Annotated in this window: 21 protein-coding genes, 1 other RNA gene and 2 pseudogenes; 12 read left to right on the top strand and 12 right to left on the bottom strand. The window is 56.2% G+C overall.

Annotated elements, in window-relative coordinates; genetic code table 11:
* Nucleotides 1-26: 26 nt before the first annotated feature.
* Nucleotides 27-390: a transfer-messenger RNA gene (gene ssrA / locus GUC22_RS06060) on the top strand.
* A 203-nt stretch (nt 391-593) separates the two neighbouring features.
* A pseudogene (locus GUC22_RS06055) lies at nt 594-785 on the top strand (integrase arm-type DNA-binding domain-containing protein); the annotation flags it as partial.
* Nucleotides 786-988: 203 nt separating this feature from the next.
* On the opposite strand, the gene GUC22_RS06050 reads toward GUC22_RS06055, so the two are convergent.
* The 3 genes from GUC22_RS06050 to GUC22_RS06040 form a co-directional block, all read right to left on the bottom strand.
* Complete coding sequence (locus GUC22_RS06050; protein ID WP_227673668.1) at nt 989-2,341, bottom strand: FKBP-type peptidyl-prolyl cis-trans isomerase N-terminal domain-containing protein; 1,353 nt, start codon at nt 2,339-2,341, stop codon at nt 989-991.
* Nucleotides 2,342-2,589: 248 nt separating this feature from the next.
* Complete coding sequence (locus tag GUC22_RS06045) at nt 2,590-2,994, bottom strand: hypothetical protein (protein ID WP_024358399.1); 405 nt, start codon at nt 2,992-2,994, stop codon at nt 2,590-2,592.
* Between the two features lie 297 nt (nt 2,995-3,291).
* Complete coding sequence (locus GUC22_RS06040; protein WP_004135102.1) at nt 3,292-4,203, bottom strand: LysR family transcriptional regulator; 912 nt, start codon at nt 4,201-4,203, stop codon at nt 3,292-3,294.
* Between the two features lie 116 nt (nt 4,204-4,319).
* Between GUC22_RS06040 and speB (GUC22_RS06035) the strand changes: the two genes are divergently transcribed.
* The 8 genes from speB (GUC22_RS06035) to GUC22_RS06000 all read left to right on the top strand — a co-directional run bounded on the left by speB (GUC22_RS06035) (nt 4,320) and on the right by GUC22_RS06000 (nt 12,112).
* On the top strand, nt 4,320-5,270 hold the full coding sequence (speB, locus tag GUC22_RS06035) for an agmatinase (RefSeq protein WP_004135100.1): 951 nt from the start codon (nt 4,320-4,322) through the stop codon (nt 5,268-5,270).
* A gap of 10 nt (nt 5,271-5,280) precedes the next feature.
* Nucleotides 5,281-6,129 (top strand): sugar phosphate isomerase/epimerase family protein, encoded by an 849-nt coding sequence (locus GUC22_RS06030; RefSeq protein ID WP_049085024.1) that lies wholly within the window; start codon nt 5,281-5,283, stop codon nt 6,127-6,129.
* A 12-nt stretch (nt 6,130-6,141) separates the two neighbouring features.
* Nucleotides 6,142-7,218 carry an isopenicillin N synthase family dioxygenase gene (locus GUC22_RS06025; RefSeq protein ID WP_049085026.1) on the top strand — a complete coding sequence of 359 codons (1,077 nt, stop codon included), beginning with the start codon at nt 6,142-6,144 and terminating at the stop codon, nt 7,216-7,218.
* Nucleotides 7,219-7,227: 9 nt separating this feature from the next.
* The gene (locus tag GUC22_RS06020; protein WP_024358401.1) at nt 7,228-8,031 is read left to right on the top strand and encodes an ABC transporter substrate-binding protein; all 804 of its coding nucleotides are present in this window, start codon (nt 7,228-7,230) and stop codon (nt 8,029-8,031) included.
* Between the two features lie 24 nt (nt 8,032-8,055).
* Nucleotides 8,056-9,576: an amino acid ABC transporter permease/ATP-binding protein gene (locus GUC22_RS06015; RefSeq protein WP_154955442.1), complete on the top strand. Its 1,521-nt coding sequence runs from the start codon at nt 8,056-8,058 to the stop codon at nt 9,574-9,576.
* Nucleotides 9,577-10,305, top strand: a complete 729-nt coding sequence (locus tag GUC22_RS06010) for a class II aldolase/adducin family protein (protein ID WP_154955443.1) — start codon at nt 9,577-9,579, stop codon at nt 10,303-10,305. It begins immediately after the preceding gene.
* A gap of 5 nt (nt 10,306-10,310) precedes the next feature.
* Nucleotides 10,311-11,243: a 2-hydroxyacid dehydrogenase gene (locus GUC22_RS06005; RefSeq protein WP_024358402.1), complete on the top strand. Its 933-nt coding sequence runs from the start codon at nt 10,311-10,313 to the stop codon at nt 11,241-11,243.
* 74 nt (nt 11,244-11,317) lie between these two features.
* Nucleotides 11,318-12,112, top strand: coding sequence for an SDR family NAD(P)-dependent oxidoreductase (locus GUC22_RS06000; protein WP_004135085.1), 795 nt, complete (start codon nt 11,318-11,320; stop codon nt 12,110-12,112).
* A 12-nt stretch (nt 12,113-12,124) separates the two neighbouring features.
* On the opposite strand, the pseudogene GUC22_RS27585 reads toward GUC22_RS06000, so the two are convergent.
* Both GUC22_RS27585 and speB (GUC22_RS05995) read right to left on the bottom strand, forming a co-directional pair.
* Nucleotides 12,125-12,335, bottom strand: a pseudogene (locus tag GUC22_RS27585) (ABC transporter substrate-binding protein); the annotation flags it as partial.
* 19 nt (nt 12,336-12,354) lie between these two features.
* Nucleotides 12,355-13,326, bottom strand: coding sequence for an agmatinase (gene speB / locus GUC22_RS05995; protein ID WP_154948163.1), 972 nt, complete (start codon nt 13,324-13,326; stop codon nt 12,355-12,357).
* Between the two features lie 134 nt (nt 13,327-13,460).
* Here speB (GUC22_RS05995) and GUC22_RS05990 point away from each other — a divergent pair, with 134 nt between their 5' ends.
* Nucleotides 13,461-14,363 (top strand): LysR family transcriptional regulator, encoded by a 903-nt coding sequence (locus GUC22_RS05990; protein ID WP_004135081.1) that lies wholly within the window; start codon nt 13,461-13,463, stop codon nt 14,361-14,363.
* Here GUC22_RS05990 and GUC22_RS05985 read toward each other — a convergent pair.
* Together GUC22_RS05985 and GUC22_RS05980 are read right to left on the bottom strand one after the other, a co-directional pair.
* A complete protein-coding gene (locus GUC22_RS05985; protein ID WP_160183428.1) occupies nt 14,360-15,553 on the bottom strand; it encodes an MFS transporter in 1,194 nt (397 codons plus the stop codon). The two genes, GUC22_RS05990 and GUC22_RS05985, sit on opposite strands and share 4 nt — an antisense overlap.
* Before the next feature lie 64 nt (nt 15,554-15,617).
* Nucleotides 15,618-16,394, bottom strand: coding sequence for an SDR family NAD(P)-dependent oxidoreductase (locus tag GUC22_RS05980; protein ID WP_024358405.1), 777 nt, complete (start codon nt 16,392-16,394; stop codon nt 15,618-15,620).
* A gap of 144 nt (nt 16,395-16,538) precedes the next feature.
* On the opposite strand from GUC22_RS05980, the gene GUC22_RS05975 reads away from it, so the two are divergent.
* Nucleotides 16,539-17,459 (top strand): LysR substrate-binding domain-containing protein, encoded by a 921-nt coding sequence (locus tag GUC22_RS05975; RefSeq protein ID WP_160183427.1) that lies wholly within the window; start codon nt 16,539-16,541, stop codon nt 17,457-17,459.
* 39 nt (nt 17,460-17,498) lie between these two features.
* On the opposite strand, the gene GUC22_RS05970 is transcribed toward GUC22_RS05975, so the two are convergent.
* From GUC22_RS05970 to GUC22_RS05950, 5 genes are all read right to left on the bottom strand, one after another.
* Complete coding sequence (locus GUC22_RS05970) at nt 17,499-18,272, bottom strand: transporter substrate-binding domain-containing protein (protein WP_160183426.1); 774 nt, start codon at nt 18,270-18,272, stop codon at nt 17,499-17,501.
* 35 nt (nt 18,273-18,307) lie between these two features.
* A complete protein-coding gene (locus GUC22_RS05965; RefSeq protein WP_160183425.1) occupies nt 18,308-19,102 on the bottom strand; it encodes a CatB-related O-acetyltransferase in 795 nt (264 codons plus the stop codon).
* Between the two features lie 135 nt (nt 19,103-19,237).
* Nucleotides 19,238-20,302 (bottom strand): fimbrial protein, encoded by a 1,065-nt coding sequence (locus tag GUC22_RS05960; protein WP_224234481.1) that lies wholly within the window; start codon nt 20,300-20,302, stop codon nt 19,238-19,240.
* Nucleotides 20,303-20,350: 48 nt separating this feature from the next.
* Nucleotides 20,351-22,885, bottom strand: coding sequence for a fimbria/pilus outer membrane usher protein (locus GUC22_RS05955; RefSeq protein WP_160183423.1), 2,535 nt, complete (start codon nt 22,883-22,885; stop codon nt 20,351-20,353).
* A gap of 28 nt (nt 22,886-22,913) precedes the next feature.
* Nucleotides 22,914-23,573: a molecular chaperone gene (locus GUC22_RS05950; protein ID WP_049085037.1), complete on the bottom strand. Its 660-nt coding sequence runs from the start codon at nt 23,571-23,573 to the stop codon at nt 22,914-22,916.
* Nucleotides 23,574-23,677 lie beyond the last annotated feature (104 nt).

The following is a 23,677-nucleotide window of genomic DNA, read 5'->3' as shown; positions in this document are numbered from 1 at the left end:
AATCTGTTATACTCAACGTACACATTGGGGCTGATTCTGGATTCGACGGGATTTGCGAAACCCAAGGTGCATGCCGAGGGGCGGTTGGCCTCGTAAAAAGCCGCAAAAAAATAGTCGCAAACGACGAAAACTACGCTTTAGCAGCTTAATAACCTGCTCTGAGCCCTCTCTCCCTAGCTTCCGCTCTTAAGACGGGGATCAAAGAGAGGTCAAACCCAAAAGAGATCGCGTGGAGGCCCTGCCTGGGGTTGAAGCGTTAAAACTAATCAGGCTAGTCTGGTAGTGGCGTGTCTGTCCGCAGGTGCCAGGCGAATGTAAAGACTGACTAAGCATGTAGTACCGAGGATGTAGGAATTTCGGACGCGGGTTCAACTCCCGCCAGCTCCACCAAAATTCTCCATCGGTGATTACCAGAGTCATCCGATGAAGTCCTAAGAGCCCGCACGGCGCAAGCCCTGCGGGCTTTTTTGTGCCTTGAATTTGTCCCGCGAAGTCTGATGCCAACTAATTAAATCTGAACCTTTTAATCCCATTGATAGGCCCAACGAAAAGCTCTATTGTTTTCGTTGGGCCTAAACGCATGGAGACGACTCATGGCAAGAAAAACCAAGCCGTTAACTGATACGGAAACCAAAGCCGCCAAACCTAAATATGATGATTAGCAGCAGTATGATGGTGACGGAATTACCCTATTAATCAAGTCCAGCGGCAGTAAGCTCTGGCAGTTCCGCTACTACCGACTTCTGACCAAACAACAAACCAAACAGAGCTTCGGTACCTACCCTAACGCCTTTGACTCAAACCTCATATATCTGATGGATTTACTGCAGTTGGAAGCAATCGGTTAAATGCGCGCTGGGTAATAATCTGCCCGCCAGGCGATTGTTACAGAAGCAATATCCGTCCCAGGCGCGTGACTGCAAACATTTCGTATACGGGCAATGACTTTGCGGATGCGCAAATCCGGCCGGAACTCGCTATTTATCGTTTAGGGCATTAACTCGAAGGTGATGGAGATTAAAGTATCAGGATTCACGTCAGCCGGCGTGGTGCTATATAATGAGCCGGCCTGACCATACAGCGTTACCGTTCCGCCTTTAAAACCGGATGATAATACCTTAGCCAGCAGCGGATCGGTTTGTTTATCGTACACCATCGTTGAATTCATCGTATTAAGTATCGGCGTACCATCCAGCTTTTTCTCCAGAATATTCAAGGATAAAGTCTCATTCTGCTTGTACGGAGCTTTCCCCTTTTTATCAATCACAAAATAGACACCATTAGGCAAAACCTCATATTTTTTGTTTTTGATTTTAGCCATGATTCTTTTTTCAATATCAACGTACTTAGACGATAGTTTTTCGTTAAGCATGTTGACGATGCTTTCAATTTCGTTTTCCTGCATTCTAAGTTTTTTATTATAGGCATCGTTAAACCCGGAAACCAACGCTGAAGGTGTCAGTTTGACATCATTGTCGGCCATTTTATTCACATCGGATAGCGCCTGAGTCAGGTAGAAAACACCCAGCGCATAGGCATTTTTGTTGCTTTTATCCGCCAGGTTTACATCGCTTTGCTTGATGGCCAGGCTATCGAGCGTAGACTGTAATTCTTTATTTTTATCATTCAACGCAGCGACTGAAGCATCATATTTTTTCTGCGCCGTTTCAGCCGCCGCGATGAGCTCAGCGTTCTTTTTCGACAGCGCGTCAAGAGCGGTTTTTTGCTGGCTTTCGCCCTGCGTGTTCTCAGTTTTCAGCGCGGCAATCTGCGCCGATAGCGTGCGGGTGGTCTCATCCAGCTTTTTCTGCGCCGCGGTTGCTGCTGCGCGAAGTTCCAGATTCTTTCCCATCAGCGTATCAATGGTGGTTTTTTGCAGGCTCTCCCCCTGCTCCTTCTGGGTTTGCAGCGCGGCGATTTGCACCGACATCGTGCGGGTCGTGTCATCGAGCTTTTTCTGCGCGGCAGCAGCAGCGGCGGCCAGCTCGGCGTTCTTTTTCGTTAGCGCATCAAGCGCGGTTTTCTGCCCGCTTTCGCGCTGCGCATACTGAGCCTTCAATGCGCTAATTTGCGCCGACAGGTCGCGGGTCGTGTCATCCAGCTTTTTTTGCGCCGCGTCGGCGGCGGCGGTCAGCTCGGCGTTTTTCTTCATCAGCGCGCTAGCGGCGGCAGGATCGCCGCTCTCTTGCTGCCCACGCTGCGCTTTCAGCGCGGCAATCTGCGCCGACAGCTGGCGCGTCGTTTCATCGAGCTTTTTCTCCGCCGCTTTGGCCGCAGCGCTCAGCTCCGCATTTTGTTTGCGCAAAGCGCTAAGCGTACTTTCAGTTTTCGTCTGATTCACTTTCTTTCTGACGACGTCCTGCTTTTGCGGTGCTTTTTTATCACGGCTATCGTTATGTTGTTTAGCCGACGCCGAATCCCCGCTGGCGGCGTCTGAGGCCGGCGGATTGTTGATTTCGAGTTTCGATATATTATCAAGGAAATCTCCTCTCTCAGCACGAGCGGGAGACATCATAATAAGGGTAAAGAGAGACAATAAAATCGCAAGACCGCGAAGATTATATATATTCAATTCCCCCTTATGGTACATCATCTGGCCAGCCCATTCTTAAGTTCGGCTTTTCTTGCCCGGATTTCGAACTCTTTAATTAATTTCTGCGAAATACTATTACACTTATCATTTATCTTGTATTCAAAAAGTGGAGTAATCGTTGACTTTACGCTGGCCGACGTTTGGCTTGAAACAGAAGCATAAAACTTAGCGTCGTTGATTAAACCATACAGCTCGTTTGAATCCTGCTGAAACTTTTTATCGAGCTTAACTAAAGCATCAACATCCTGGATACACTGCTGTAAGGCAGGAATCTGAGCCGGCTGTTCATTTTGAATCACATCTTTTTTTATTAGCGCGCTCTGTGGTTTTTTAACATTAGCGCACCCCTGTAATAAACCGACAGAAATGCACACCAATGCTAATAATCTATTTCTTATCATTTTCCCATCCATTAGAAAAAAAAGTTCAAAAAATATATTTGTCGATTCCAGCAGAAAAAATTTTAACAAACAACGCCAGGCGTTAGATTTGCCATTAATTCAGAAAAAACACACAAAAAGGCTATTTTTTAACCAATTAATAGATGGGAATTATCCTGGTACCTAGCGATATTTTTATCTGAGATTTTACTCAAATCCATATTTTTAATAGCAAACCGCAGTTTATATGCCTGATATTCAACGGGCGTTTGCCAAATCAAATCAGGCATAAGTTTTTTCTAAATCCAGACCAAAAGATCACTCACTCCACTTCGGTCTGGCCACCGTATTCTTCTTCAGAAGATTGCGAAACTCCTTCAGGTAAGGTTCATTGCTGCGCCCGCGTTTGCATATCGCTGAGAAGGGAGATTGAAAGCCAAACTCATTGGGCAGCAGCACGCGCAGGCGATTCTCCTTAATCCAAGGCCAGGCGTAGTGCTCGGGAAGGTAGCCGATATATTTCCCGGACAGGATCAACAGCAGCTGCGCATCGACGGTTTCAACGGTCGCGCTGCCCTTGCTGAAGCCGCGCCGCCGCAGATCGCTGGTATTCCAGTAGCTGCGCGTCACCAGCGGACACTGGCTGATCAGCTCTTTATCGAGCTGTCGGCTAAAGAACATAGGATGCAGGTCGCTGCAGTAGAGCCAGTGCTGCTCGCGGTAGAGCGGTTCGCTAATGATGTTATGCACCCGCGAGTTGTAGCTGCCGATAGCGAGATCGATATGGTTATTCAGTACGCCGTTTAGCTGTTCCGCCGGGGTACGGATAATCAGCTTGATATGCACATTGGGAAACTTATCGCTAAAGCTGCGCAGCACCACCGGCAGCGACAGCGCGGTTTCCGTTTCGATGGAATCAAGCGTTGAGATACAAATCGTACCGCTATGCTCGCCTTTCAGCAGCGCCGACTGGCGCTCCAGCTCGTTCAGTTCACTCAGCACGCGGATCGCCTGCTGTAAAAAATGCTGCCCTTTTTCGGTCAGCGCAAAGCCGCCGCGCCCGCGCTGGCACAGGCTAAAGCCAAGCTGGCCTTCCAACTGCGACATCGCATTGCTGATTGCGGAAACGGAAATCCCCAGCTCCTGCTGGGCCCGGCCATAGCTCTCAAGACGGGCCACCGCCTCAAAAACCTGGAGCTGTCGAATGTTAAGCGTCGCGTCGTTAAGCATGGCGTTTTAGTTCACTAATAAATGAACTAAGTATTTGCGGCAGACGATTTAAAGTCCAGCGCATCTTTCGCACTATTCCAGTTGTTGAGTTTTGTTGGTCAGATTCAGGAGCTGAAATGGATAACGTCTTTCATCAACCGCAGGGTGGCAACGAAATGCCGCGTTTTGGCGGCCGCGCCACAATGATGCGCCTGCCATTTATTGATAACTTACAGGGACTTGATGCAGCATTTGTCGGCATCCCGCTGGATATTGGGACCTCACAACGTTCCGGAACGCGCTACGGGCCGCGCTACATTCGTACCGAATCGGTGATGATTCGTCCGTACAATATGGCCACCGGCGCCGCGCCTTTTGATTCTCTGTCGGTAGCGGATATCGGCGACGTACCGATTAACACCTACAATCTGCTCAAATCGGTGCAAATCATCGAAGATTACTACACCGGTTTGAATAGTTTTCCGCTTATCCCCCTGACTCTCGGGGGCGATCACACCATTACCCTGCCCATACTGCGCGCGCTAACCAAAAAGCACGGTCCGGTTGGGCTGATTCACATCGATGCCCACACCGATACCAACGATGAAATGTTCGGCGAAAAGATCGCCCACGGCACCACCTTCCGCCGCGCCGTCGAAGAGGGGCTGCTGGACCTCAAACGCGTCGTTCAGATAGGCCAACGCGCGCAGGGCTACGCCGCCGGCGACTTCCAGTGGGGCGTCGATCGCGGCTTTCGTCTGGTCCAGGCGGAGCAGTGCTGGCACAAATCCCTGGCCCCGCTGATGGCCGAGGTTCGCCAGCAGATGGGAGATGGCCCGGTTTATCTCAGCTTTGATATCGATAGCCTCGACCCCATCTGGGCACCCGGCACCGGCACTCCGGAAGTCGGCGGCCTGACATCGATTCAGGCGCTGGAAATCGTGCGCGGCTGCCGCGGCCTGAACCTGATAGGCTGCGACCTGGTCGAGGTCTCGCCTCCCTACGACGTCAGCGGCAACACATCCCAGCTGGCCGCCAACCTGCTGTATGAAATGCTCTGCGTTCTCCCCGGCGTGAAATACCCATAGAGGAAAAACCATGCAGCTTAACGTCTTTCGTACGCTGTGGGGCGTCACCACCCCGTGGCAGCAAACGGTCAGCGAACTCAAAAGCGTCGGCTGCTGCGGCATTGAAGCGCGGGTTCCGCTGACGGTGGAAGAGCAGCGGACGCTGGCCCAACGCATCGACGCGTCCGAGCTGGAGTATATCGCCATTGTCTTCAGCGGCGGCGGCGTCATTCCGGCTCAGAGCGAAACGCCCGCGCAGCACCTGGAGCGCTTAAAAGAACGTTTTGCGGCGGCAAAAGCGCTTAATCCGCGCTTCGTAAACCTGCTGGCCGGTAACGACCGCTGGCCGCTGGCGCAGCAGGTGGATTTTCTCGGCAGGGCGCATGAGCTCGCCGCCGAATATGAGCTGTTCTGCAGCTTTGAAACCCATCGCGCCACGTCGCTGTATAGCCCGTGGCTGACGCTGGAGATCGTTCAACAGCTGCCGCAGCTGCGCTTTACCGCCGATATCAGCCACTGGATCGTGGTAAGCGAGCGCCTGCTGGATGACCCCTGCGATGACTTCAGCGCTTTTATCGAACGGGTTCACCATATTCAGGCCCGCGTCGGCTACGACCAGGGACCGCAGGTGCCGCACCCCGCCGCGCCGGAATATCAGTCAGCCCTGCAGTTTCAACAGCGCTTCTGGGAACAGATCTGGCAATCGCAGAACCGGCGCGGCTACCAGCAAACCACCCTTACGCCGGAGTTTGGCCCCGATGGCTACCTGCATCACCTGCCGTTTACTAACGTTCCGGTCGCCGACCTGTGGTCGCTGAATGCCTGGATGGCCCAGCGTGAACAGCGGCATTTTGTTGAATCCACCTCGCTAACTGAATAAGGAACTGAAGAAATGACCGCTGCAAAAAGTTCTTTTACTGAATTACCGACCATCGATATCAGCGACCTGACCTGCGACGATCTCGCCCGACGCCAGGCGGTGGCCGACGCTATCGGCCAGGCGGCCCGCGAAGTCGGCTTTTTCTACATTACCGGCCACGGCATCGCGCCTGAACTGATTGCCGGGGTCCGCGCGGCGGCCAAAGAGATTTTCGCCCTGCCGATGGAGCGCAAGATGGCGTACTACATCGGACAGTCGAAAAGCCATAAAGGCTACGTTCCGGAAGGCGAAGAGATTTACGGCTCCGGCAAGCCGGATCACAAAGAAGCGTTCGATATCGGCTTTCAGGCCGCTGACGACCACCCGTACGTCATGGCGAAAACGCCGCTGATTGGCGCCAACGAGTGGCCGGACGTGCCGGCGTTTAAATCCCGGGTGCTGGCCTACTATGAGGCGGTCTTCGCCCTTGGACATCGCCTGTTTGACGCCTTCGCTCTCGCCCTTGGCCTGCCGGAAGGCTATTTCAGGTCGATGGTCACCTGCCCGCCGTCGAAGCTGCGCCTGATCCACTACCCCTTTGACGCCAGCGCCGAAGACGTTCCCGGTATTGGTGCACATACCGACTATGAGTGCTTCACTCTGCTGCTCGCCGACCAGCCGGGTCTTGAAGTGCTGAATGAAGATAGCGACTGGATCGACGCCCCGCCGCTGAAGAACGCGACCGGAGAAGAGGCTTTCGTGATTAATATCGGCGACATGCTCGAAGTCCTGAGCGCTGGCACATTTGTTGCAACTGCACACCGCGTACGCAAGGTGCCGCAGGAGCGCTACTCCTTCCCGCTGTTCTTCGCCTGCGACTACCACACGCTGATCCGCCCGCTGCCGGGCTTCCTTGAGGCAGGCGAAGCCAGCGAGTATCAAGAACTGAGCATTGGTGAGCATATGTGGAGCCAGGCGTTACAGACCTATCGCTACCTGCGCGAGAAAGTCACCCGAGGCGAGCTCCAGCTCCCCGAACGCGCCCGCGGCACTAACACCTTTGGTCATCTGAAAAAACAAGCACAGCAAAAAACCGTAAATAACCCGTGAGGATAAATGATGAACAAAACGCTAAAAAAACTCTCGCGCCGTGTGGCTTTATCCATCGCCGTCACCGCTTGTTTTTCACCGCTGGCTCAGGCCGCAGAGCTGCTGACCGAGGGCGTATTTAAAGTGGGGATGGAGGTGACCTATCCGCCCTTTGAGTCCTACGACAGCAATAACAACATTGTCGGTATCGACCCGGAGTTCGCGGCGCTGATCGCCGAGCATCTGAAGGCCAAACCGCAGCTTATCGACACGAAGTTCACCAGTCTGATCTTAGGCATCGGTAAAAAATACGATGCGGTGATCTCCGGTATGTACGTGACGCCCGAGCGCCAGAAGCAGGCGGACGCTATCCCTTATGCCCTGTCCGGCGCGTCAATCATTGCGCTAAAAAACAGCACTATTCAGCCGAAAACGGAAGACGAACTGTGCGGCGTGAAGGTGGGACTGCAAGCGGGTACCGCCTGGGTTTCGAGCCTGAAAACGCACTCCGACGAGTACTGTCTGAAAAACGGCAAACCGGCCATTAGTATTCAGGAATTCCCGACCGCGCCGGAAGCCTCCCAGGCCCTGCTGTCGAAAAATATCAACGCCCAGTTAGAAATCGCCCCGGCGGCGCAAATTATCGTCGAAAAAAGCCGCGGTCGCCTGGCCATTAGCTCAAACCGCCTGGTCTATCCGCTGCCGCTGGGAATTTACGTCGCCAAAGGCAATACCGAGTTGGCCGAGGCCATTAAATCAACGTTAGCCACCCTTAAAGCCAACGGCAAATACGACGCCATCATCAAGAAATACAACTTAGAAAGCATCAACTAATACAATAATGAAACGGGAGTCGGTATGGAGTTCGATTGGGGATACTTTTTCTCATTATTTAGCGTTGGGGCATTCTGGCAGGCGTGTGTCACCGTAGTTGTCGTCAGTTCATTGTCCTGGTTTATTGGCCTGATATTAGGTTTTCTTTTAGCCTGCGCTAAGCTCTCCGGCCCGCGCTGGCTGAAGGTTCCCGTCGAACTCTATATTTGGTTTTTTCGCAGCGTGCCGCTGATGGTCCTGCTGGTCTTTGTCTATAACCTGCCGCAGCTGTTTCCGGCCACCCAACCGCTGCTCGGCATTCCGTTTATTGCCGGGCTGGTATCAATGACGGTGACCGAAGCGGCCTATATGGCGGAAATCCATCGCGGCGGACTGCTTTCGGTCGCCAAAGGGCAAAGCGAAGCCGGCCATGCCTTAAGCTTTAGTTTTATCGGCGTTCAGCGCTTAATTATTATCCCGCAGGCGTTTCGTATTTCCCTGCCCACCCTGATTAACGAATACATCACCATCATCAAACTCAGCTCGATTCTGTCGGTGATTTCGCTGCCGGAACTGCTGCTGACCGGCCAGCGCCTGTATGCGCAGAATTTCCTCGTCATGGAGACGCTGCTGGCGGTCGCCGTTTATTACGTCATGGTGGTGACGGTGTTTACCTGGCTGTTCAGGGGGCTGGAAAACCTGCTGGATATTCAACGTAAGCGTCCGCAAACGCTCAATGAGAGTGAATGCGCAACCCTGAGCCAGAACCTGAAGCCGCCGGTACAGATGCAAAAAGCGCAGGCCGCCAGCGGCAACCCGCCGGCGCTGGATCTCCATGCCATCGAAAAATCCTGGGGCCAGCACCACGTGCTGAAAGGCATCGACCTGAAAGTGGAAAACGGCGAGGTGATCAGCATCATCGGCCCGTCCGGCTCCGGCAAGACCACCCTGATCCGCACGATTAACGCCCTTGAGAGCATCGACGGCGGCGAGATCATTCTTTACGGCGAGGATTATCTGAAAGGCGCATCCGTTGTCGATAAACAGCAAATGCGCGCGGGCGTACGCCGCATCGGCATGGTGTTCCAGGGCTTCAACCTGTTTCCCCACCGCACGGTGCTGGATAACGTGATGCTCGCCCCGCTCTATCACAAGCTGCTTGACCGCGCCGCCGCCAGGGAGCAGGCGCTGTGGCTGCTGGATCGCGTCGGTCTGCTGGCGCACGCCGAAAAGTACCCGTACCAGCTCTCCGGCGGCCAGCAGCAGCGCGTAGCCATTGCCCGCGCCCTGGCGCTGAAACCGGACATCATGCTGTTTGATGAACCCACGTCGGCGCTGGACCCTGAACTGGTTGGCGAAGTGCTGAAGGTCATTCAGTCCCTCGCCCGCGAAGGCATGACGATGATTATCGTGACCCACGAGATGGACTTCGCCTTATCAATTTCTGACCGGGTGGTGATGATGGAAAACGGCGTCGTGCAGAGCGATATGCCGCCGCAGCGCATTCGTAACGATGTCGCCGATCCGTCGCTGACCCGCATTCGTGAATTTATGGGAGTGCAATAAATGGCAACTGAACGGGAACTACGCCAGCAGCTGGCCGCCGCCTATCGTCTGGCGGCGCTCTTCGGCTGGGAAGACACGCTGTATACCCACTTTTCCGTACGCCTGCCCGGCAACGGCGAGCCGCGGTTTTTGATTAACCCCTTCGGCATGATGTTTGACGAAGTCACCGCCAGCAATTTAATCGTGGTCGATATGCAGGGTAAGGTCGTCGAAGGCAGCGCCCCGGCGAACTCGGCGGGCTTTACGATTCATAGCGCGGTCCATATGGCCCGCGAAGACGCCCACTGCGTGATCCACACCCATACGCTGCCGGGGATGGCGGTTGCCGCCTGCGCAGACGGGCTGCTGCAGCTTAACCAAATCAGCACCGAATTTTATCAACGCGTCGGCTACCATCCTTATGAAGGCGTGGCGTTCGATCTCGATGAACGGGTGCGGATCCAACGCTCGCTCGGCGAGAACATCGCCATGATCCTGCAAAGCCACGGCCTGCTGTCGGTCGGGCGCACCGTCGCCGATGCGTTTTATATCATGTACTACCTGAACCGCGCCTGCGAGATCCAGATGGCCGCCGCGCAGCTGGCACCGCTCAGCCCCATTCATACGATACCTGAGCCGCTGAGCCGACACGCCTGCGAGCAGCTGATGGGGGTTGAACATGAACGCCAGCTGGTGTGGCAGGCGTGGCTACGCCGCCTCGATCGTCTTGATACTTCTTATAAAAGCTAATGCCTATGACTCAGTTAACCATCGTCGTGGATTGTAACGATCCTCAGTACAGCGAGGAAATTTGCGCCGCGCTCGCGCTGTTTCCGCAAGTGAAAGCGGTTCTGCCAGAGGACCCCGCCGCCCGCGAGGCGCAATACGCCTGCTGCTGGTTTCCCGACCCGCAGCTGCTGGCGCGCTCGCCTCAGCTGAAGCTGATCCAGGCCGCGTCCGCCGGCGTCGACCATTTGCCCGCCAGCGTTTTCGCCAGCGACGTTCCGCTCTGTCGGGTGGTGGATGAAGATTTTCGTCACGGTATGTTTGAATACGCGCTGTGGGGCGTGCTGTGGTTTCAGCGGCGCTTTGACCGGGCGCTGGCCCACCAGCGCGAGCGCGTCTGGAAAATGTATCCACAGCGAGCGGCAGCCGATTATCACGTTGGCGTCATGGGCCTCGGCGAAATTGGCGGCTATATCGCCTCGCAGCTGGCCGGGCTGGGGTATCGGGTTTCCGGCTGGGCGCGTAGCGAAAAAGCCCTTACCGACGTGCGCTGCTACCACGGGGAGGCGCAGGCCGGCGAATTCCTTGGCCAACTGGATGCGCTGATCAACGTCCTGCCGTTAACCGAGCAGACGCGAGGCATCCTCGCCCATCCTTTACTGCAGCAGTTGCCCGACGGTGCGGCGCTGATTAACTGCGGCCGCGGCGAGCATATGGTGAATCGGGACGTGCTCGAGGCGCTGGATAGCGGCAAGCTCTCCGGCGCGCTGCTTGACGTCTTCCCCGTCGAGCCGCTGCCCCAGCAAGACCCGCTATGGCAACATCCGCAGGTGGTTATCACTCCGCATATGGCCTCCATCGCGCAGACGGAGGTGATTGCCCGCCAGCTGCTGGACAACATCCAGCGGCTGCGGCAGGCGCTGCCGCTGAAAAACCTGGTGAACAAACAGAGCGGTTATTAAGCCCGAAAACGTCAATAGTCTCATATCCGCTGCTACGCTTAATGGTCTGTCCGACAAAAAATAAGGCTGTCAGCATGAATATTGATTTATCGGGGAAAGTCGCACTGGTCACCGCCTCTACCGGCGGTATTGGTTTCGCCATCGCCAAAGGTCTGGCGGCCAGCGGCGCGGAAGTGATAATTAATGGTCGCAGCGAGCGTAGCGTGAGCGCGGCCCTCGCCCGTTTGCAAAATGCGGTTCCCGGCGCAACAACGCGTCCGGCGATCGCCGACTTAAGCAGCGCTGAGGGCGTCAATTTGCTGGTGCAGGCGGTGAGCGGGGTCGACATTCTGGTGAATAACGCCGGTATTTACGGCCCGCAGGATTTCTATGAAACCGATGATGCAACCTGGGAAAACTACTGGCAAACCAACGTGATGTCCGGAGTGCGTCTTTCCCGTGCCCTGCTACCGGCTATGGTGCAGCAAGGCTGGGGTCGGGTGGTGTTTATCTCTTCGGAATCGGCACGTAATATTCCGGCGGATATGATTCATTACGGCGTGACTAAAACCGCTCAGCTGTCGCTGGCCCGCGGGCTGGCGAAGTTTGTCGCCGGTAGCGGCGTCACGGTCAATAGCGTGCTGCCGGGGCCAACTATCTCTGATGGCTTTGCTGAGATGATGAAAGATGAAGTCGCGAAAACCGGGAAATCGCTGGAACAGCTGGCAAAAGAGTTCGTGATGGCGAACCGCCCAAGCTCGGTGATTCAGCGCGCGGCCACGGTGGAAGAAGTTGCCAATATGGTGGTTTACGTCTGCTCGACTCAGGCTTCAGCGACGTCAGGTGCGGCGCTACGCGTTGATGGCGGCGTGGTGGATGATATTGTCTGATAAGCTGCGCACCATAATATTGGCCCCGGTTTTGGCATAGGGGATCGCATCCGCCTGCCGGGTACGCTCCGGTGTGATATAGCGCGCCGAGGATTAAGCTGCTGAATTTGGTATCCGCCAGCTGTAGCGTCAGGGTGGCGTCCGCCGCATTGGCCGCCGGGACAAGTCCCGATGCCAGAACCAGCGTAGTGGCGAGATAGCGCAATGAGAGATTTCTTTTCATCATAAGGCTCCCTCGTTATTTATAGAGAAATGCGCCAATGATGGGCGTCGGCAAGCTGGCACAAGAGTTCAAACATCATGGTCGCGCCGGTCAGGCTGGTGAGATTGCCCTGATCAAAGGGCGGCGAGACTTCCACTACGTCGGCACCAATCAGATTCAATCCCGCAAGCTGACGAACGCAGCGCTGCGCCTGCAGCGTGGTCATACCGCCAATTTCCGGCGTTCCGGTACCTGGCGCATAGACCGGATCCAGGACATCGATATCGAAGCTGATATAGGTAGGCTGCTCGCCGACAATCGCGCGCGCCCGCTGCATCACCTTGTCAATACCCAGCTCGTCCACCTGCTCCATGCGAATGATGGTGATGCCGTTTTCCTCCGCCCAGCAGTGTTCATCTGCGGAAAACAGCGCGCCGCGAATACCAATTTGTACCGTACGCCGTGGATCGAGAACCCCCTCTTCTACCGCACGACGAAACGGGGTACCGTGGGTAAAGCGCTCGCCGCCGAAATAACTGTCGTTGGTATCCGAGTGGGCATCAAAATGGATCATTCCCAGCGGTTTATCCCGTCCGAGCGCGCGTAAAATCGGCAACGTGGTGAGATGGTCGCCGCCAGCGGTTAAAGGCATCACCTGCTGTTCAGCCAGGGCGCGATACCAGGCCTCAATGCGCGCCAGGCTATCCTGCATATCAACCGGATTGATACGCACATCCCCCATGTCACCAACGCGGGCGTAATCATAGGGAGAACGGCGGGTAGTCTGGTGGATCCGACGCACCAGGCTTGAGGCATTGCGTAGCTCGCGTGGCCCGTGGCGAGTTCCCGCACGGTTTGTTGTTCCGCCGTCCCACGGCACGCCTACGATGCCGATATCCAGCTCAGCGGCCTGCGGTGCGAAAGGGAGGCGGAAAAAAGTCGGCAATCCGCTAAAGCGCGGGATTTCACCGTCCTGCGGCTGCGGATAGTTTTTTTCTGTTGCGGTAGTCATTGCGGTGTCTCCATGGCTTATTGGGCGATGAAGACATACTGCTGAACGGGGAATAGAGAAAAAATAGTCAAAGCCAAAAAATTAGTTTAGAAAAATAACAACAAAACCGGAGCTTACAGCGGAGTATCCCCTTTATGTCAGTTGGAAAATTTCCCAATCTGCGGCTGTTACACGTGTTTATTACCGTAGCGAAATACCAGGGCTACGCCAATGCGCAGCAGGAGCTCAACCTGACAGTTTCGGCTATCAGCAACTATATGAGCGAACTGGAAGAGAAACTTGGGATCATCCTCTGCCGTCGCGGCAGGGGCGGTTTTTCTCTGACCGAAAAAGGGGAAACCGTACTCCAGCAAAGCATCGACCTGCTGAATTCAATGGAGGATTTTGAGCGCAATACGGCGACGCTACGCGGCGAACAAACCGGGATCTTTAACTTTGGAGTGATCGATTCAACAATTACCGACCCGATGCTGCCGATGAGCGACATCATCGCCACATTTAGCGAACGTTTCCCGCGGGTGCATATCAATTTACAGGTCAAAAGCCCGAACGCGCTTTTGCAGGGCGTACTGAACAATGAACTGGATATTGCCATCGGTACCTTCTCGTTGCAGGCTAATAGCGTGGTGTCCCATCCGCTCTATCGCGAACAAAACTGGCTCTATTGCGGCGACAAACATTCGCTATTTACCCTTAAACATCCGACGGAAGCACTGATTTCCGAGATGCGAATGGTCACCCGCAGCTACTGGAGCAGCAGCGATTTAGGGCGTAAGGGCTTTAAGCGGAGCGTCGCAAGCGCGGAAAGTATGGAAGCGCAGCTGATGCTGATTCTGTCCGGCAAATACGTCGGCTATCTGCCGGAACACTACGCTTTGCCATGGGTGCAATCGCATAAGCTGCGCGCACTGCTGCCGACGGAATATGGCTATCAAGCGCCTTTTTCGCTGATTTTCCGCCGCGGCCGCAGCAAAGAACCCCTGATTCGCGCCATGCGCGATATCGTGCGCTTGCGCGTTAAATCACGCAAAAGTTAGACCCTCTGGGCTGCCCTTCCCCCCACCAGTACCGCCGCCAGCGCAACCACAACCGGCACCAGCGACCCCCACAGCACGGCATTCCAGCCGAAGAGATTCATCAATGCGCCGGAGGAAAACGAGCCAATCATCATGACTCCGAAGACAATAAAATCGTTCAGCGATTGCACTTGGGTTTTCTCTTCCGGGCGGTGGAAATCCATAATCTGCGCCGACGCGCCGGTAAAGCCGAAGTTCCAGCCAATGCCGAGCAGGATGAGCGACAGCCAGTAGTGCATAACGTCGATGCCGGCGAGGCCAACCATTACCGACAGCACCAGCAGAATCAACCCTGCGGCGTTAATACGCCGGGCGCCGAAGCGATTAATCAACCTGCCGGTAAAAAATCCGGGGCCGTACATGGCGATCACGTGCCACTGAATGCCCAGATTCGATGCCTGCTGCGAGATACCGTGCATGTGCATGGAAAGCGGCGCAGCGGTCATCAGAAAGTTCATCACCATATAAGAGATTGCGCCGCTGAATACCGTCCGGGAAAACCCCGGCTGGCGTACGATTTCGCCCAGCGGACGCCCGCCAGATTGGGTCTGCGCCACCGGCGCGGCGGTTTTTACCCCCAGCAAGACCAGCGCCGATAGCGCCGCCACCAGTCCCTGAGCGATAAAGGTCATTGCGAAGGTATGCGGTGGCCACAGATTCATGGTGCCGGTCACCAGCATCGGGCCGATAACCCCCGCCGCCACGCCGCCCCCCATGACCAGGGAGAGCGCCCGGGCGCGTCGCTCGCCGCTGACGCCATCGGTGGCGGCAAAGCGGAAAGAAACCGCCACTGCCGCATAGGCGCCGCCGAAAAAGGCCGCGATACAGAATAGCCAGAACGAACCGAGCACCACCGCCAGCGCCGCCAGCACTCCCGTCAACACGCCGGCTCCGGTACCAGTCATAAAGACCGTTTTGCGTCCGCGCCGTCTGGCCAGTGCGCCAAACGGCAGTATGCAGGCCGCCATGCCCAGCACAAAAATGGTGACAGGCAACGTTGCCAACGTCGGTACGGGCGCGATGGCGTTGCCAACAATCGCCCCGGTGGCGTAAAACACCACCGAGTTTGCCCCCGCCAGCGCCTGTGCCGTAGCCAGGCGAATAATATTCTGGTTTTGCTGGCCGACAGGCAGCGTTATCTCAGCGCTCATGGACTCTTTTTATCCTGAATTCGTTTTCGTTATGCCAATACCCTGACTGACATAATGAACGTAATCAGGCATTCCGACCAGCCATCACGCCGCCATCAATATCCCAAACCGCGCCGGTCACCCAGCGGGTGCTCTCGCTGAGGAGAAAAGCCACGGTCTGCGCGATATCATCAGGCGTGCCGACGCGGCCAATGGGATGGAAGCCGTCAAAGCTATTCATCACCGCCTTCACATCCTCTTCAGGAATAAAGCCTTCATAGATTGGCGTATGCACCACCGCCGGGGATACCGCATTGACGCGAATACCACTGCCGCCCAGCTCAATCGCCAGGTTTTTCGTCAGCGCATGCAGCCCCGCCTTCGCCATGGAGTATGCCGAGGACGGCGTCGCGCCGATGGCCTGCTGCGCCCACATCGACCCGATATTCACAATCGAGCCTTTGATGCCGTTGGCCAGCATATTGCGCACCACCTCGCGGGTGATAAAAAACGTCGCGCGGTTGAGATGCATATACCGATCGTAATCGGCCATTTCATGTTCGATAAACGGCTTCGGGAAGAAGATGCCGGCGGCGTTGACCAGCAGGCTGATATCCTGATGCTCTGCATTGATGTTCGCCATAACCTGCTGCATACCGGCCTCGCTCGTCAGGTCAGCGACGATAACATCTACCTTCCCCGCTGCCGCCAGCGCCTGGCGCGCCCGTTCGGCCTTTTCCCGGCGATTGCCCACCAGCACCACGCTGCCGCCATTCTCCACCACCCGTTTGGCCGTCGCCAGCCCCATACCGCTGGTTCCGCCAACCACGAGCAGTTTTTTTCCCATAAACGTCGTATTCATCATTCACCTCTTCACGTTTGCTTGTATGGCCTCAGCATGCCTGTCCACAACCGCGCTGACGAATGAGAAGAAATAGTCCTTCAGCAAAGAAAATCTATCTTGATAGCCTATACTGGGGCGAAATTTGACTGAGGGATATCCAGCATGCGATCGCTTAACCGACTGAAATGGCTTCACGCTTTTGAAGCCGCCGCCCGCCACGGCAGCTTTACCGGCGCGGCGCGCGAGCTGGGGGTGACCCCCGCCGCCGTCGGGCAGCTCGTCAGGGCGCTGGAAGAGTGGGTCGGCCATCCGCTGCTGCACCGCACCCGTGCCGGTAAAGCGCGTCTGACTCTGGTGAGCGAGGCCCAGGAAGCGCTGCAGGATATTACGCAGGGACTGGATAAGCTGGAGAGCGGGCTGAATAAGCTTCGCGGCCGCCGGGCGCGTTCGGTGGTGGTGATCACCGCCTCGCAGGTGCTGATGATGAACTGGCTGATGGAGCGCTTAAATCGCTTCTCCGCCGCCCATGAAAATATCGACCTGCGCCTCAACGTTACGGAAAAGCTGATGGATGTGGCCCACGGCGAAGCGGATTTAGGCATTCGCTGCGGCCGCGGCGACTGGCCCGGTGTCGATAAAACCTGGCTGATGGATGAAGAGGCGGTGCTGGTGTGCAGCCCACTCATCGTCCCGGCAGACAAAACCGCCTGCGGCGACTGGCTGGCGGCGCAAAAGCTGATTCATGATGATACGCCGCATCCCGGCGCCAGCTTTCCCTCATGGGAGGATGTTCTGGCCGCGGCTCAGGCCCCGACGGCGCGCGATAGCGGGATGCATATCGACTCAACGTCGGCGGTTATCCTTGCCGCCCTCAGCGGGCGCGGCGTCGCCCTCGTCCGCCGGGCGCTGGTAAAGCAGCACTTCGCCACGGGGCAGCTCGTCCAGCTACAGCCCGCCCGCCGCTGGCCGCTAACCTGGTCCTACTACATCGTGACGCCGCAGCATGCGGTCATGCGTCCGGAAGTGACGGTGTTTTATGACTGGCTGCTTAACGATGTGCTGGCGGAAAACCCGATGCGCTGATTATCTTCCGCCACACCCGCATAGAAAACCTTTATTGCTTTATGGTTTTACCTGGTCATGAATGCGCCACTTCTGTTTCAGCACATTTTTATCCTGGCTGGCCAGCCACTGGTTTACCTTCTCCAGCAGCTGCGGGTTATCTTTATTCATCATGTAGACTTTAAAGCTGGCGGTGCCCGGGAACGGCGTCTCGTTAGCCACGCAGAATACGCCCGGTTCATTGCTCTGGTAATAGACGCCTTCAATCAGGTCGGTCACCATCATATCCGCCGTTTTCTGCCGCAGCGCTTCAAGGTTATCGATATTGTTTTTCACCCGGATAATTTGCGCATGCTTGATATGTTCATCGACAAAGCTTTGGTTGGTGCCCCCCGGATTCACCACCACCTTCACGTTCGGCTGGTCGATTTTTTCCAGGCTACCGAGGGCCGGCGCCGCTGCGCAGTTAGCCAGCGCAATCTTGCCGTTCGGCACCACCGGCTGGCTTAACGCGAAATCTTTCGCCCGCGCCGCGGTTTCCGTCACCCCGCCCATGGCGATATCAAACTTATCGGCCTTCAGATCGGCGGAGAGCGTTGGCCAGCTGGTCGGCACGAAGCGCACCTTCAGGCCAAGCCGCTTGCCGAGATCTTTCGCCATATCCACATCGTAGCCCAGCAGCTCTCCGGCTTTATTGTGAAACGCCAGCGGCGCGTAGTCTCCCGGCACGCCGACTTTAAGTTCGCCGCTTTGTTGGATACTGTTCATGTCGCGCGCCTGGGCGCCAAAGGCGATGGCGGCAATGATGAAAGCAAGACCTGACTTCAACTTCATCTTTATATCCTTGTCCTAATGTGAACCGCTTCTGATTAAACCGCGCTGCGCAGCGGGTTCTGTTTATTCGCCATAAAATCTTTAATCATGGTCGCCGTCAATACCGGCGGCGAAAAAGCGGACAGCGTCCCTTCGGCGACGCGCCCGGCGAGCAGCTCGCAAAAGCGTTCAACCTGATTAACCGGACAAGCGGCAATATCCTGGGCAGAGTAACGCCACCAGCGTAGCGCCAGCAGCTGCGCGATAATCGCCTCGCTAAAGCGCATGCGGATGACCTTCGCCGGATTACCACCGACGATAGCGTACGGCGCGACGTCTTTGACCACCAGCGCGTTGGCGGCAATAACGGCCCCATCGCCAATCGTGATGCCCTGCGCCAGGATGACATTCTGACCAATCCACACATCGTTGCCGATAGTGATTGGCCGGGGTGTTTTCTCAAAAGGGTAAAACTGGTTGGGTCTGCCGCTGTCGGCTGCCAGCGTCGCCATCACGCCGGAGTGATGAGCATAAAAAACCGGGCTGGCGCTGGCCCACTCCAGCGGATGCCGGTCGCCCAGCACCTGTAGCCGATCGGCAATCGAGGTGTAGCGCCCTACCCTGATGAGCGCCGGCAGCAGGGTTCGCGTATAGCTAAAAGCGCCCAGTGAGGCCAGCCGTTCGCCGCAGCGCCCCCAGTAGGTGGTATAGGCCTCGGTAGCTAAATTTTCCGGTACGTCGATCGGCAGATCATCACGGTAAAAGGCGTGGGCGCAGACCAGCTTCTGCCCGCCGACAAAAACGCGCTGCGCCTGCAATAGGGGCTTAAGATCACCAAAGGCGATTTTCATTTTCGATTTTCCCGCACAAAAGTACTCCCGGCCAGCCGCTTAATCTCTCGATCATTGATAGCGTACCGATCCGCACACCGTGCGAAAAATCGTGATGACATCTCTTTTTTGTGAGCCACAGCGCGAAAGCGACGGTCAGTTATACTCCAGCGCAAACGTCACCATGCTATTGGCGGTGCCAGCGGTTACCGCGTCATCCGTCTGTACGTACTGGGCGTTAAAGTTGATATTTTCCGCCGCGCCGGCGCTGCTGGCGGTAATCCGCCTGAGCACAGGTAAGTTGCTGGCCTCGTTGATTTTGACGCCGGTTCCAGCTGCCGGCGCCGGGGCGCTGTTATTGCCGTAGGTGAGCCTGACGCCCACCCCGCTCGCGGAGGCATTGTCTTTGCTGAGCGCCAGGGTATCCGTTCCCCCGGTTTGCGTCGTCACGCCAAAAAAACCAATACGGATATCGGTCGGCGTGGAGCAGAAGACCGGAATGGAGAAGCTCCTGGCGCTGCCGCCGACGGTGTTTTTGCCTTTAAACTCCGCTTTATTTACCGCGCCGAGGCTGACGTGAATATTCGCGGTTGAGACCTGACAGCTGCCGCTGCTGCCGATATCGACATTCAGCGCGGCCATATCGAGAGTGACCGGCGGGCTGGCGACAAAAGCGGCGCTGCTGTCGGCCTGCTGCTGAATAGTCAGTTCGCCAATCTGCGGCTGCGCCGGAACGTTAGCGTGGTTACCGCTGGCCAGGGCGACCTGGCCGGTCTTATAAAAGGTCACGAAGACTTTCACCACAATCTGCTGCTGCGTCAGCAGGTTAGCTATTTCATTACTGTCGCAAACCGTCACGGACTCCGCGCTACCGGCCGCATGGCTGCCATCAATCACGCGAATGGTGCCGCCGCTGCACTGAAAGCCCAACGTGTAGCCCATGCCGTCCAGCGCGGAGGGAAAAACGTGCTGGCCGCCGATCGACAGGGGCGATGAGGCGGTTTTAAGCTGCCGATACACCAGACGTTTAGCCGCCGCTTTCGGCATCTGAAGATCGCAGGTGAAATGAATTCCGCTGCCGTTATCCGCCATCACACTGGTCATCTGCGTATTCAGCGGCAGCGTAGGCAGGTACTTGATATTCTGGACGTTAACGGTCATCTGACCGATATCCCCTTTGCAGGTTTCCGCCCACCCGCCGTGGCTATAAATCCCGGCCATCAGTAGCAATAAAAACGATACTATGCGCAAAATCACCTCAGTGCTGACCTACTGGCAAACGCCAGAGACGGTTTTTACCGGACTCTGTCCCTGCTGTACGGTATCGGTAAGATGGAAATGCAGCGCGCATTTCCGCGAGATATTGTCGGCGTTCCAGGCGACATCAAGCGTCCCTTCTTGCGGGATACCGCTCAGATAGACCTGCCCGCCATCAGCCACCATGCCGCCCGGAGCCGCGCCTTGCTCGTCTTCAGCCTTTCGCAGGCGAACGCTGGCGCCAAAAGGCAGCGGGCCGCGGCTATCGCTGAGCGTAAACAGTACGCGGTTGCCGATATGGGTCTGATAGTTTGCCTGCACCACCGCCCCGCCGCCGGGGATCACCGTCTGACCTTCCAGTTCAACATCGGCATCGTCGGCCAGCGATTCGGTATCGAGCGTAATGGTGTTTTTGCGATACGCCGTCAGCGAGGGCACCACCGCATAACCCCGCCAGTCGGTATGCACGTTGCTGCCGTTTTGAATCGCCACATCGGCGGCTCCCGGCGCGCGTACGATGGCAAAGCTTTCGCCGACGGTCTGCCCCAGCGTCACGCCATGAGGATGGGCGACGATGGAGCCCGATGCGCCCCAGGTCAGCTGATGGCTTGCGCTATCCTGGCGATAGCCGAGCTGCGCGGTTCCGTAGCCGCCATGGTAATCCAGCGATGCGCTGCTGTTACTGCCCTGGCCGCCGTTAGCGTAGCCCTGCTGAAGGGAATAATAGAGATTGGGATTGCGCGGGATCGAACCGTACAGCGAAGCCTGCTGCGAGGTGCGTCCGTTATTGCCGGAGGTGGTGCTGTAGCTAATCGCGCTCTCGGCAAGCGGGCCGCCAAGCGGAATGCTCAGGTTGAAGGACCATGAGCGATCGGCTTTTTGGCGATCGGAAGACTGGGTGTAGTAATAACCCACACCCCACGAAACGCCTCGCCAGGCGCTGTAAAATCCGAGATGGATTGTTTCATCGCGGCTTTGGCGGTGCCAGTACTCCTGCGACCAGGCGGAAATCGCCAGGCTGCTCATACCGCCAAACGCCTGCGATACGGAGATTTCCTCGCGGCTGCGCTTGTTGTCCACCAGGCCATTGCGGCTCTCAAGCGCGTTGGCCTCGCTAAAGTCGTAATAACCGCCAGAGGAGTAGCGATAGCTGGCGAGGCTAAATGAGGTGCCGGTTCCGGCAAAATCCTTCTGGTACTGCACGCGCAGCGAGTGGCCCGCCGAGCGCTTTCCCGAAGGCGTCGCGGTGTTCGCCCATGTCGCATCGCCCCCAAGCGAGCCCAGCTCGCCAAAGCCGCGTCCGACGCCGAGCGCCCAGGATTGGTAATCCTGCGCCAGCTGGCTACCGCCGTAGAGCGTGAACTCGGCCGGCAGCCCATAAAATAGCGTCCCCTGCAAAAACGTCGGCGATGGCGTCTGGCTCTGCCCCAAATGGTAGCGCCCGGCGCTCAGGCTGAATTTCACCCGTCCTTCGCGCAGCATAAACGGGACGGCCGAAAAGGGCTGGGTAAAGGTCCGCACCGAACCGTCGCTCTCTTTAACCTGGACTTCGAGGTCGCCGCTTTGCGCCGTCGGATAGAGATCGTTAATGGCGAACGCTCCCGGCGAGACAAACGTTTCATAGATAACGTAGCCATGCTGGGAGATGGTGACTTTCGCATTGCTGTGCGCCATACCGCGGATCGTCGGGGCAAAGCCGCGCTGGCTATCCGGCAGCATTTCATCATCGGACATCAGCTGGACGCCGCGAAACTGCACGCTGTCGAAAACGTCGCCGCTCGTAAAGGTATCGCCCATCCGCAGCAGGCTTTTGAGTGACTTCAGGTCGCGCTGCAGCCAGGTGCTCTGTGAATTCCAGCGCCGGGTCCGGTCATACTCCATCGACGAGACGTTACGCAGTCGCCAGGCGCCAAAGTTCACTCCGCTGCGTAAATTCAGGTAGCTGGAGCGGCCGTTGTCATCCGACTGACGGGTTTGCGACCCGGTCAGATTGTAGTTAACAAACGCCGCCGGAATCCCCTCATCCCAGCGCGCCGGATCGACGTACCCGCGGCTTTGCACGTTCATTGCCGCCTGGGGAATGCTTAAGTTCAGGCGCTGAGTGGCGAAGTCAAAACGGCTGCTGGCATCAGGGATATAGCGCTCGATGCGGGTGAACGGCTCTCCCTCATGCAGGGTATTAAACGCCGGGAAAGCGCTGACGTTGACGCCATATTCCGCCAGCTGCGCCGGGGTTAACTGCGGCTGCAGCGCGCCGTTGCTGTCGACAAATGTCACCTCGCTCTGGGCTATTTCCTGGTTATTTACCCAGATGCTGACCGGATATGTCCCGGGCTGCTGGCCGCCTGATTTAGCAAAATAGTGTAAATCAGCGGTCTTTTGCTGCGGATTGGCAAATTCTAATGCCGCCGGATCAAAGTAGTCCTCCGCCCGCGCGATACCGCTTTGGCACAGCAGAAAAATCGCCGTCGGCAATAAGAAAATCCCGCCGGTTGGCGCCGCGATCGCCGAATAAACGGAAGTCATATCAGAAGTGTTATTTTTCACAATATCCCGACCAGGCGAAGCAAAATAATTACTGTTGCGCGTAATCCGTAATACCACCGAAGTCATTAATAGCGCGCCATTTAACTACCCCGGAATGAGTAATCGGCCACTCTTTATGGTCAAGGGGGCCAATCATGCCGGGTTCAGGAATGTCTGTCGCGCCAACCGAAATAACAAAAAAGGAGACAAAATAGGGCGTCGGGTTTTGGGCAACCAGTCTGGAACCTTCGATTTTAAACGTCACCTTGCGCCATGCATCGGCAGGCTCCCCCGGGAGACCATTCGGACGATAGAAAATCTTAAATTTTGATTTAATATTAACCTGAAGCTTATTCACTTCATCTTTTTTCGTGGGCGCAATGCTTTTTACGTTGAGCCAAAAAACGGATTCGCGATCGGTGGGCAGCGTTCCGCCAATATAGTTAATACGCAATACGTTCTGCTGTTCGGGATCGAGACGGAAAAGCGGCGGCGTCACAATAAAAGGCACGCGGCTTTTATTGTTTTCCGCATAGTTTTCCACCCACGATTGCACCAGATAAGGTGAATGAGTATCCGCGTTGGTGACCGATATTGCGGCTTCACGTTTCCCTTCCTGATAAACAACACGGGTTCCTCCCATGACAATACCGGCCTGTGCCGCAGTTGATAGCAATAAAAAGGCTATCGCGGCGATCGTTCGTTTCATAATGACTACCGTCCGGGAATAATAAAAGCGGGTATCACGACCTGAAGCTGATAAAAAATTTGCAGTAATGCTGCAGCCCGTATTTCAGCCAGGCGGCGGCTCGG

Origin of the sequence: Klebsiella sp. MPUS7, assembly GCF_009905335.1 — a bacterium.
Classification (GTDB): Bacteria; Pseudomonadota; Gammaproteobacteria; order Enterobacterales; family Enterobacteriaceae; genus Klebsiella; species Klebsiella grimontii.
The sequence above is the reverse complement of the archived record's forward strand: the minus strand, read 5'-3'. Positions and strand labels throughout refer to the sequence as shown.